This window comes from Nocardia spongicola (genome assembly GCF_047200775.1).
GTDB lineage: Bacteria > Actinomycetota > Actinomycetes > Mycobacteriales > Mycobacteriaceae > Nocardia.
The window spans coordinates 1-11,612 of record NZ_JBJZOO010000017.1 but is presented as its reverse complement, the minus strand read 5'-3'; the positions used below and the strand labels follow the sequence as shown (position 1 = coordinate 11,612).

Genomic DNA, 11,612 nt, shown 5'->3' with positions numbered 1-11,612 from the left:
CTGCCCGCTGCGTTCGGTGGAGGGATCGCCGGATGCTGCATGCTGGTGTGGCTCGGTAGATGGATTCGATAGCCCTGACTATCAGAAGCCGATCTGATCCTCCGAGCTGTCGGTGTCGAACAGCGGGAGTAGGTGTGGGGAGGCGCCGGGTCCGCCGATTCGGCGCAGGCAGCGGGCGCAGGTCACTTCCGCCCGTGTGGGCGCTAAGGCTGAGGGCAGCCAGCCGGCGACGCCGGTCCCACAGAGAAGTTCGGGGACCACTTCCTCGCCGACCCATTGCCCGAAGCTGACCGCGTGCACGGTGCGCCCGGCCCGGACAACGGCGTGCACGCCCGGGTCGTCGAATACCGCCCGCGTGGAGGCGGCCAGCGGAGCGATATCGGTCACGTCCCACGAATCCGGAAGACGACCGGGCGGGATGTGCGTCGAATCAAAGTCTTTGACAAGCGGATTCGGCACCCGGATTAGGTTCTTTCGGGCAACATACGGGATGGGAGTCGGGCCGATCGGAACAATGGAACGCTGCGGTCGTCCCGGGCGATCCTGTCGGTGAACCGAGCTAACCTGCACCCACTGTGCCTCGAATCTCGGTTCAAGCTATCGCGACCGGCCGAGACTGGGAGATCTCGGGTGTGGCACGGTAGGCGCGCGAACAGCATCCGCTCTGCCGTGCCAACAGATCCAGGCACAGTTACACAGGAAACAGGCGGAGAAGTTGCAGAGCACCCCTTCATCGAACCGATCGAAAGTGAATGAAAATCGCTTGTCTCGCCGATGTCTATGCAGGTCAGGGAGTGTCCTTCCCGCGCACGCGGGGGTCGTCCCGCCCCGGCACCGGAGCCGGGCTCGACAGCTGGGTCCTTCCCGCGCACGCGGGGGTCGTCCCTGCTCGTCGTAGACGGTGATCGCTACCGCGGCGTCCTTCCCGCGCACGCGGGGGTCGTCCCACTTTCGGGATGTTGATGCTGTCGGTGCCCGAGTCCTTCCCGCGCACGCGGGGGTCGTCCCACTTTCGGGATCCCGCAAAGTTGCTGGCCAAGTGTCCTTCCCGCGCACGCGGGGTCGTCCCGGGTTCGGGGAGGGTGTGGTGCGGGTGCGTAAGTCCTTCCCGCGCACGCGGGGGTCGTCCCTTCGGCCATGCCGTCACAATCGATGATCTCCTGTCCTTCCCGCGCACGCGGGGGTTGTCCCGCGATCGCCGCCTACGGCATCACCGGCGTCTAGTCCTTCCCGCGCACGCGGGGGTCGTCTGCGCTGCGGGCCGCTCTCCCTCCTTGCGTCGTGAGTGAATCCGACACTCGGGCACGGGTCACTCACTTCATCTGAATCGGCGCCGAGGCGGCACTGCTGTTTTGTGTCGGTGGTCGGTCGTACTGTCCAGCACATTGTTTCGAGTGTCGACATCGAAGGGATGGGATGAATGACTGATCCGAGCATGTTGGTAGAGAGCGTCCGCGCCGCTGTGGGGGATGTGTCCGTGGCCGCGGTGGCTATCGAGCACGATCTGGAGCCGATCGACGGTGTCGGTGCTGCGGTGGCTCCTCCGACCTATCCGTCGAACGATGGTGCTATGCATCCCTATTCGCCGACGGGGACGATTCCGATGGCATCCGAGGGTGGGTGGCTGACCGGTGTAGCGACCGGGGAAGATGGGCGTGCGCTGTCGATGCCGTTGGTGATTCTCGATGATGTGCAGGCGCAGTCCGCGCGGGCGAGCCAGGCGTTGTGGGAGAATCGTTTCGAGTTGGGCGGGTTGCCAGGGTTTGTGTTGAGTGGCGACGATGCGGGCCGTCCTGCGACGGGCGCGAATACTGTTGATGCGCTGGTGGATGATGTGGCGCTGTCGTCGTGGACGGCTTCGCATCGGCACGCTGATTCGTGGATCCAGATGGCGGCGGTGAAGCCGGGGGGCGAGCCGGTGTGGAAGGTGAACGATGACGCGTTGGGTGATCTGTTGAAAGGGATCAACAGCACGGTCGATGCCACGTCGGCGTTCACCTATGCGCCGAACTCGTTGTTGTATGGTTACTGGCTTTCCGCTCATGTCACGCGGACGCACCGGCAGGCGCGTGTCTATCGGACACGGATCATCGGATATGGCGCTAAGGAATTGTTCAGCGGCGCGACGAAGGTCGATCCGTTGCCGATTTCCAAGGAGTCCCGAGTGGATCGGGCAGCGTTCGGGGTCGGTGCCGCCAAGTCAGGTTCCAAGAAGGGCGTGAGCGAGCGGACCGACAGGCCGTCCAATCTCGGGTTCGGACCGAATCCGGGGACTGTCTCGGTCCGTGGGTACGGGTGCGAGCGGATCGCGGCCCGTGGTGCGATTTCCCTGTCGTTGCTGCGGAGTGTGCGGTTCGGTGGCGATCGGGCCAAGCAGTCTGCGGCTGCGACTGCGTTGACGGTGTTGGGGCTGGCTGGGGATGCGTTGTCGCGGCGGCGGACGTTCCTGCGGTCCGGTTGTGATCTGGTGGCCACGGCCAGTCGTTACGGATTGCGTCGGCAGGGTCGGACTGTGCCGGAGCTGTTGCCGGTCGATGTTGCTGCCGATACGTCATGGTGGGGCGAAGCGCTCGGTGTCGCACTCGCGGATTGTCGTTCTTCGGGTTTGGAATTCGCTGAACCGGTGCAGTTGTATCTGTCGGCGCCGCAACGGAAACTCCTGGAAGAGGGAGCGGTGGCATTGAGCACCGGCGCGCCGGTGGAGGACGGGGCTCAGTGATTCGGGTCCGTCTGTTCAATCCTGGCCTGTTGTGGACGGCAGCACACAAGAACTCCCGCAGGATCGAGGCTCAGTGGCCGCCGTCGCCGTGGACTGTGTTGGCGGCGTTGGTGGCCGGTGCGCACGCCACCGACGATCCCGGTCCTGCCCGCGCGGCGATTGCGCGATTGGCTGCGGCTGCGGATCCGGAGATGTGGCTTCCTGATGTGCACTATCACAGGGCTCGTGGGGTCTTCGTCGGCAAGACGGGTCCGCAGGGCGCAGAGAAGCACTGGGTGCTGTTGGACGCTTCGCGCGCTGTCGCGGGCTTGACCGATCGTCGAACGAAACATCAGTGGTTCACGGTCGGGGCCGAATGGACCCATCCTTGCGCGTTTCTCGATTTTCCGGTGGTCCTGGACGACGAGCAGGTATCCGCGTTGGCGGCGGCTGCGCTGGCGGTGCCCTACGTGGGCCGCGCCACGGATTGCGTGATGCTCGGTGTCCTCACGCCGAGCAGTGACGGGTGGGTGGATCACACCAGCGGTGATGGTCGCGTGGATCAGGAGCTGGCCGGACCCGGTGTGGTGCACGAACGGTGGCAGCCTGTCGACCGGCCGGGTCCGGTGCGGGCCGCCACACCTGATCTGCTGGATGTACTGGATCTCTGTCACAACCGACGCTACCGTTTGGGCTTGCCGGGGCTGCCGGATCATGTCAAGGGTCGTGGTGTGACCTACGTTCGGTGTGATCGCGACGGCGGGCCGGCCTCGACACGGGTCGTGCTTCTTTTGTCGAAGGGCCGCACTCAGCAGGAAGTGATGGCGGCGTTGTCCGGCTCGCCGCTGCTGCTCGGTGGACACAAGCCGTGGGCGGTGTCGTTCGAATCCCGCGACGACGCCACCGCAGCCGCCGGGGCGGCACCCGAACTGTTTCGTGACGGTCAACCGCATATCCGGCATGTCGACCGCTACTACGGTCGACCGGCCTCGTCCTGGATATCGGTGGTGCCGGTGGTGGCTCACCCGGACCGGCGCATCGCCGAACACGAGATTGCGGCGGGCCTGGCCGAGAACGGTCTCACCGGCAGTGTGCAGGTGTCTCGTCCGGGAGGACCGTGTCCTGAGTTGCCGCATCTGACATTGTGGCGGGCCCGGATCGGACTCGACGATCTACATGTCGGCCCGCTGCGGGTCGGGCACGGTCAGCAGTACGGGTACGGACGGCTCTGCACTGACGAAGGCGAGGAACAGTAATGGGCTTTCCGGCATTTGCGCAGTTCCACGAAGGTCTGTACGGCGCCGAGCCGTTTCCGTGGCAGCAAGCGCTTGCCGACCGTGTGGCAGGCGAAGGATGGCCGGACACGATCGATATCCCGACCGGCCTCGGCAAGACCCGCACTATCACCGTCGCGCTGTGGCACCTGGCCTCCCAGATCGCGCACGGCGGGCCGAGGACAGCGCCGCTGCGAATCCTGCATGTCGTGGACCGCACCACCATCGTCGACCAGACCCACCAGGATCTGCGGATCATGTATGACGCCCTACACGGAGAAGGTGACGGGGCAGTCGCGGCAGCGGCGGCGGTGTTACGTGAGGTGTTCGGTACGCCGTTGGTGATCGGCAAGATCCACGGTGGCGCGGCCGACGACGGGGAATGGATCGCGGTGGACAAGCCCACTGTAGTCACGATGACCGCGCATCAGGCCGTATCCCGCGCCCTGTTCCGGGGTTTCGGCGTCTCTGCCGGTATGGCACCGGTGCATGCGGCGCTGCTCGGTGTCGATTCGCTGATCCTGTTGGATGAGCCGCACCTTTCAGTGGCCGCGCTGTCCACACTGCGTGCGATGAAAGATCTCCAGCAGCCACATCCGGTGGGGGTCCCGACAGGCAGAACCGTGCAGATCGGTGCCACTGTCGCACCGATCGAGGGTGGTGCCGTGCATCGCATCACCGATGCGGACCGCGCACACCCGGTTGCATCCAAACGGCTTGTTGCGTCGAAAACCTTGTCATTGCATCGGTGTAGCGGCAGTGACAAGTCCACCATCGACACCATCATTCGGGTGGCGCGCACCGAACTCGCTGCGACCGAATCACCGGTCGTCGTGGTCGTGAACACCGTCGACGCGGCACGCCGGATCCACACGGCGCTCACCTCCGGCCGCTCCCCGGCTGTGGCGAATCAGGATTCGCTGCTGGTGACTTCCCGTATCCGCAAGTACGAGCGCAAGCACCTCGACGGCAGACTCACCGACGATCTGCTGCCGCGGTTGTTGGTGGCCACGCAGACAGTGGAAGCGGGTATCGACTTCTCGGCCTCGGTGCTGATCACCGAGATCTGTGACTGGCAAGCCTGGATGCAGCGATTGGGCAGACTGAACCGGCGAGGGGAGTTCGACACGGCCACAGCCCATGTGGTGGTGCCGGAGACGCCGCGCCCCGGCACGAAAGCGGTCTACGGAGAAGGCCCCGCCACGGCACTTGCCGCGATATTGACCGATCTCGGCGACGGAGCAGATCTGTCCCCGCGGTCGCTGGCCGAGTTCGCGGCAGCGCACTCGCAGCAAGTCCAGCAGGCGACCCGTCCCATGCCGCCGGTGCCTACCCTCATCCGAGAACTCTTGCCCACGATCGCGCACTCCCGCCCGGCTCCGGCCGCCGACCTGCCGGTCCAGCGCTATATCACCGGCGTACCGGATACCGACCGCGTCACCGATGTGACCGTGCTGTGGCGCCACACCCTGGACTCGGAACTGGCCCGCCGCATGCCTCCGGTCGCGGAGGAAACCGTCACCGTGCCACTGGCGGCGGTGAACGCACTCATCGCCGCCCGGGTTCCACACGGCAAACCCCGTGAGCCGGTAGTGGCCGACGAAGCAGAATCCGCCCCCGACACCACTACCTCCACATGGTTCATCGACCGCACTCGACCGCCGGCCGCACTGATCTTCGACGGCACAGCATGGGTCGGCGCGTACTCACATCGCGACATCACTGCCGGTACCACCGTCATCTTGCCCAGCCACATCGGCGGCCATGACAACACCGGTTTCCACTCCGCCTCGACCACACCAGTAGCCGACCTGTCCGCGCTTCTGCGATGGCAGTCCGGCCAATGGTGGCACGCCGACCGCGACAGCCTGCCCACCCTCGGCATCGATCTGCACGATATCGATTTGCACCAGCTGGCCGGACTCGGTGACCGGCACCCCGACGAAATCGATGAACTCCTGCCCCAGCTTTTGCCCGAAGACCTTCTAGGGCCGGTGCAATACGGCCAAGTCACCGACGCGGGGGTATGGCTGCGCGCGCCGGTAGAGGAACGCGACCGGCAACTGGTCCCACTCGATGAGCACGCCGCGCAGGTCGCCAACGAAACAGACACCGCTGCAGGGAAAGTCGGGCTGGATTCCGAGACCACCATGCTGCTGGTCAAGGCCGCCTACCACCACGATGACGGCAAACGTGAACCCTTCTTCCAAGCCGCCCTCGGCGCCGCGCCCGGTGATCTGCCCCTGGCGAAACTCGCCCCCGGCGCCACCTTCCGACGAAGTCTGGTCCCGGAGGGCTGGCGGCACGAATCGGCCTCTCTGGCTCGTAACCCAGAGGAAGCACATCCGTTGGTCCGGCATGTGATCGCCGCACACCACGGCTGGGCACGCCCTCTGCTGCCCCCCGCGCAAGGGCCGGACCAAGCACAACCTACCGCCGACACCTTCGCCCAACTCAACAATCAATACGGCATATGGGGCCTGGCCTGGCTCGAAACCGTCATGCGACTGGCCGACCACCGTGCTAGCCGACACCCCCGAACCGGACATCGACCACCGGACCACGTCCACACATCCGCCCTACATCACGCAGACACCGTCTGTGACCGCGGACTTGTCGAACTAACCGGGGTCCAAGTCCATACCGCATTGGACTGGTGGGCCACCGCCGGAGCCCTCGCCGCCGCCACCGACATCGACCCACAAGCAGCCATCTCATACGAACCCAGTCCCTGTGGACCGCTTGCAACGCTGCACACCACGGCACATGTGGAAGATATCGCTGCCCAAGTTGTCGTGATCACTACCGAACTCGACCACTTTCGATCTCGCCTCGCGAAGAAGAATGAGAAAGCCGCAGCAGCCTGGGCCCGCAGCACAGTCGCAGCACTCGACACCACAGGCCAGGCCAGACGAATCCTCGCCTCACTCCTCGCGGACACCGCCATCCCGGACAGTGCCGGCAACGTCCCCCTGCGCTCGGTGTGGATTCACAACAACTCGACCTTGCTCGGCGCCGTGACCGAGTCCGAACACACAAGCGAGCAAATCGCTGATGTACTGACCCGACATACTCCGGAACAGTACGACGGGGGCCACCACTTCGGTATGACACCACAGGTCGGCACCACCATGATCATCTCGGGTATGGCCGAGAAGAACATCCGATCACCCCTACAGTCACTGCTGTTCGCTGCCACCGCACGCCTCCCCGCCACCGGCTGTCTGCGACCGCCTGGTCAGTCGCGCTCGGGTCACATGCGCTTGCCGCTGCCCCAGCGCTCGACGAGTTGGTTCGAACTCGTCGCCCTGCTCCAGACACCCAGCACCGACCGGCAACCGCCGCACCCCTCCAGCGTGAAACGCCTTCTGTATCAACGCGTCGCGCTCGAACACGCCAAGAGCCACGCCTGGGAACGAGCCGAGGAGGCCACATGACCAGCACCGACTACATGATCCGTACGACGCCGCGCATCGCTGAGGAAATGGACGCGGACCGCGAAACCGGACACCGCATGACCATGTCCCTGTTTCCCCGAACTGCGAGTACCTCGGCCCGAGCCAGCTGGAACGTACTCTGGACCGTCCTGCACGGATCCACGGTGCTCATACGCACCACCCACACCGGGGAACTCCGCTTACCCGACTGGGTCAAACAATTCGACCACCACCCTACAACCCAACGTGCCATCGGCGACCAGGTCACCTTCACCCTCGAGCTCGCCGCCCTGCGCACCCCTCGCGTACGCGTCGACCCAACCCTCCACGCCCAACTCAAAGCCGGCTCCGACGGAACCCCCCGCCCACCAGGACAGGGAAAAGCATACCGAGCCAACAAAATTGCTGTGCCCCGCGACGAAATCTACGACTGGGCAATCACAAAACTCACCCGACACGGAATCCACCCCGAACACATCGACATCCGGTGGTACCGCACCATCCGCCTTCCCGGCCACCGGGACTCTCTCCCAATCGCCCGAATCCACGCCACCGGAACCATCACCGACGCCACCACCTACAACCAAACCAAACACCACGCCCACAACCTCGGCAAAGGAAAAGCCTACGGAACAGGGCTCATCGCCGAACACGCCGAAACTAAATGAAAATCACCGACCAGGCCGACATCCATGCAGGTCAACAAGTGTCTTTCCCGCGCACGCGGGGGTTGTCCCCCACCACGCGCGCGGCGCTGTATCAGCTGACCGTCTTTCCCGCGCACGCGGGGGTTGTCCCGTCAAGGTCGAGATGGAGCGCAGGGGGATCACGTCTTTCCCGCGCACGCGGGGGTTGTCCCAGGGCGCTGATTTCGGAAGAGCCGATGCCTTGGTCTTTCCCGCGCACGCGGGGGTTGTCCCTACGACAAGGAACAGAAGTCGTACTACATCGCGTCTTTCCCGCGCACGCGGGGGTTGTCCCAAGGCCCGGCCCGCCCTGGCGAAAATGCACGAGTCTTTCCCGCGCACGCGGGGGTCGTCCCCCGGCCGGGCAATACACCAAGCTGTGGCCAAAGTCTTTCCCGCGCACGCGGGGGTCGTCCCCGATGCTGCGCAACGTCACCACGAAGCTGTGGGTCTCTCCCGCACACGCGGGGGGCGTCCTGCATATCTGAATGCACGACGCTGCGGTTGAGAACGAGCGAGCACGAAGGACTACGCAAGTGGATAGGTGGCAGTCAACGCTGGATTGTCTGAACAAGTTGGAACGCGGAGGTCCGCGATACGTCGGCGGCGCGGTTGAGAACGAAACGGCGCCGTATGTCGCAGATTGAGCTGGCACCTGGAGCTCATGGGAAGCTCAGTGAGCCTAAATGAAACGAAGCTCGGAAGATATACCAGGTTCATTGCCTCGTTGGCGATCCATCGAAAGTGCATGACTCAGGAAAGACCAAACCGAAAGCCATTGCGAATCTCAAGAAGCGGCTTGCCACATGGAAACCGCGTGCCGAATCGGTTGGTACTTATCCGCCAGGAGTGAGCGTCGAGGATCTGTGCAGGATGTGGCTCCGCACCTACCGGAACGACAAGTAGCAGAGGCCTCAGAGTGCAAAGCATTATCGGCGTGAGATCGAACCAGCCACGAAGGGCCGCGCGAAAGCCGACAAGATCACGCTGGCTGGGTCGGTCCTGGGAAGGATGAAGGCGGCCGAGATGAGGCCGTTCCACATCCGAATCCGCTTGGAGTTGCTTAGCGGGTTTTCATACAAGAACGCTCACCGGAAGTCAATTCTGCGCAATGTGTTTCAGATGCTTGTTGACGATGGCTTCCGTGATGACAGTCCTGTCGATGCGGTAAAGGGCCCCAAGGGAAGTCGGGCAAAACAGACAGGAAGTCGCGCAAGAAAGGTGCACAACCCGTTTTCTCCGATGAGCCGCAGCCGTTCACCCCAAGGGCTCAGCCGGTACGGGGAGGCTGAACGTGACTACTTCCCTCGCCCGAACCAATTCCGTTTGTTCGAACAGCGATACATGGATTTTACGAAGCTGACGTACGAGCTCGCTGCTAGCCCGAGCGAGGCTTTGTCCGTTCGCTTCGACGACGTTAACTCTGACACGCATGAAGTGACTATTTCTGGCACTATCGTCGATACCGAACTGCGTGTTCGGCAACTCAAGGAAATCATCGAGCAGTATCGGCTGCCTCCTGAAGCCGCGTGCAGTGATGCTGCCGAGCCAACGGAAAGCTCTGCAGAGATGGAAGACTCTTCGAGTATGCGCATACGGTATGACCCAGAAGCTGACGCCGCGTATATCGCGTTGAAACCCATTAGCGTTGGCGAACCAGTCCGCCAGCAGATCGTTCCGATCAGCGACGGCGAAGTCATTCTCGACTTCGACAAGAACAACCTGCTCATAGGCATCGAGGTCCTCGGTGCGGGTGATATCCTGCATCCCCGAACTCTGGAGTCGGCCGAACGCTACAAGTGACACCGAGGCATCCCTCTGGGAGGGGAGGGCTTGGTAGGTTCTAAACGTGGTTCCGGTAAAGTTCGCCGAACTTTGGGCGGATATGGCGCGATTCCAGAAGGTCCTACCTGACGTAACCAGAGTGCCCGGCGGATGTGTCGGTAGGGCAGGACACAGGCCACCCGGGCAACTCATCTGAAGTTTGGGGGAACAAGGATCCGTATTCGACTGGTCTGTATTTCCCGGATCACCTCGTTGAGCTGCGGTCGGTTTCCTTGGGCCGTCGCACCGCAAGCGGTCAACCACCCGGTCGGTGGCAGGATGGTGTGATGACAGCTGCCAGGAGCGACCTCCACCAGAGAATCTCGGCTTTCCTGGCTTCCCGCAGCGACATTGAGCTCGCCGAACTCATAGCCGCGGGGCGGCCCAACAGCGTGGGGGTCGGCGGCGGCACGGCAATACTGGACGTCGACGGCATGCCGGTGTTCACCAAGCGCATCCCGCTGACCGATCGGGAACTCGCACACCGGCGCTCCACCGCGAACCTGTTCGACCTGCCGGTGTTCTGCCAGTACGGCATCGGTGGCCCGAGCTTCAGCGCATGGCGCGAGCTGGCCGCGAACATCGTTGTCACCGATGGTGTTCTGGCCGGCCGGACCCAGTCGTTCCCGATGCTCTACTACTGGCGGGTTCTACCCGGCCGGTCACCAGTCGCCGCCGAACACGCCGACATCGACACGGTGGTCGCCGCCCAGGGCGGCAGCCCCGCCGTGCGTGCCCGTCTCGAAGCGCTGGCCGCCGCATCATCCAGTCTTGTGCTGTTCTGCGAATACATCCCGCACCCGATTTCGGACTGGCTGAGCGAGAACCCAGCAGGCAAGGCGGCCACCGTCGAGCGGCAGTTTTCGGAGATCGTGACATTCCTGGACGATCGGGAGCTGCTGCACATGGATGGACACTTCGCCAACCTGCGCAGCGATGGGGAGCGGATCTATCTCAGCGATTTCGGGCTGGCGACCTCGCCGCATTTCGATCTGTCGTCCGCCGAGCGTGACTTCGCAGAACGCCATGCCACTCATAACGCCGACTACGCCGCCATGCGACTGGTCAACTGGCTGGTGACCGATATCTGCGGAATACCGATGTCGACCAACGGCGGCCCCATCACCCGCAACGAGTACGTACGCCAATGCGCCACTGGCCACATTCCGGACGATGTGCCGCCGGTCGTGGCGGCGATCCTGGCCCGGCACGCACCTACCGCCGCGAAGATGAACGCCTTCTACTGGAAATTGTTCGGCGGCGATACCCACGCCGAATACCCGGCGAGTTAATGTGCAATAGAGTGACCTGCACAGCAACATCTTTCGATGTTCTGTCATTACGCACCGCTTCAGAAAGGTCCGTATTCAACTGGTCTGCGTTCCCCGGGGCACCTCGTCGAGCCACGGTCGGTTTCCTTGGTGGAGTATGTCGTCCAGCTTCATTGTCAATAGAGGTGCCTGCCGAGCTGGTGCAGGTCGCCGAGGTGGTCACCGTGATCCGGTGACCGCCTACGCGCGGAGCATCGCACCGCCGATTTTGTGCACAGCGACGACACCGGAGCGGGGGCGACTACGACAGAGAGTGTGAACCCGGATGCGGGGTTCAGGGCAGTGGGGCTGCTCCGCGCTGGGCGAGCATCATGCTCATCAATCCCACTTCTTGACTCTGTTGATGGATCATGGCGCGGGCG

General features: G+C 63.7%; 7 protein-coding genes and 2 CRISPR repeat arrays. Of the genes, 6 read left to right on the top strand and 1 reads right to left on the bottom strand.

The window, feature by feature from the left end; all coding sequences use genetic code 11:
* Positions 1–81: 81 nt before the first annotated feature.
* A complete protein-coding gene (locus tag ACL02S_RS21045) occupies positions 82–387 on the bottom strand; it encodes a hypothetical protein (protein WP_412804193.1) in 306 nt (101 codons plus the stop codon).
* 409 nt (positions 388–796) lie between these two features.
* Positions 797–1,246: a CRISPR direct-repeat array (repeat unit 23 nt; unit sequence GTCCTTCCCGCGCACGCGGGGGT).
* 174 nt (positions 1,247–1,420) lie between these two features.
* Between ACL02S_RS21045 and ACL02S_RS21040 the strand changes: the two genes are divergently transcribed.
* The 6 genes from ACL02S_RS21040 (at position 1,421) to ACL02S_RS21015 (ending at position 11,211) form a co-directional block, all read left to right on the top strand.
* Positions 1,421–2,719 carry a type I-G CRISPR-associated protein Cas7 gene (locus ACL02S_RS21040; RefSeq protein WP_412804192.1) on the top strand — a complete coding sequence of 433 codons (1,299 nt, stop codon included), beginning with the start codon at positions 1,421–1,423 and terminating at the stop codon, positions 2,717–2,719.
* Positions 2,716–3,954 carry a hypothetical protein gene (locus tag ACL02S_RS21035; protein ID WP_412804191.1) on the top strand — a complete coding sequence of 413 codons (1,239 nt, stop codon included), beginning with the start codon at positions 2,716–2,718 and terminating at the stop codon, positions 3,952–3,954. The genes ACL02S_RS21040 and ACL02S_RS21035 overlap by 4 nt, the downstream gene beginning before the upstream one ends.
* Complete coding sequence (gene cas3g / locus ACL02S_RS21030) at positions 3,954–7,409, top strand: type I-G CRISPR-associated helicase/endonuclease Cas3g (RefSeq protein WP_412804190.1); 3,456 nt, start codon at positions 3,954–3,956, stop codon at positions 7,407–7,409. Before ACL02S_RS21035 ends, cas3g begins: the two co-directional genes overlap by 1 nt.
* Positions 7,406–8,077 (top strand): type I-E CRISPR-associated protein Cas6/Cse3/CasE, encoded by a 672-nt coding sequence (locus ACL02S_RS21025; protein WP_412804189.1) that lies wholly within the window; start codon positions 7,406–7,408, stop codon positions 8,075–8,077. Before cas3g ends, ACL02S_RS21025 begins: the two co-directional genes overlap by 4 nt.
* Positions 8,078–8,117: 40 nt before the next feature.
* A CRISPR array of direct repeats spans positions 8,118–8,573; the repeat unit is 29 nt; unit sequence GTCTTTCCCGCGCACGCGGGGGTTGTCCC.
* A 644-nt stretch (positions 8,574–9,217) separates the two neighbouring features.
* On the top strand, positions 9,218–9,898 hold the full coding sequence (locus ACL02S_RS21020; RefSeq protein ID WP_412804188.1) for a DUF2283 domain-containing protein: 681 nt from the start codon (positions 9,218–9,220) through the stop codon (positions 9,896–9,898).
* A 308-nt stretch (positions 9,899–10,206) separates the two neighbouring features.
* The gene (locus tag ACL02S_RS21015) at positions 10,207–11,211 is read left to right on the top strand and encodes a serine/threonine protein phosphatase (RefSeq protein ID WP_412804187.1); all 1,005 of its coding nucleotides are present in this window, start codon (positions 10,207–10,209) and stop codon (positions 11,209–11,211) included.
* The last annotated feature ends 401 nt before the right edge of the window (positions 11,212–11,612 follow it).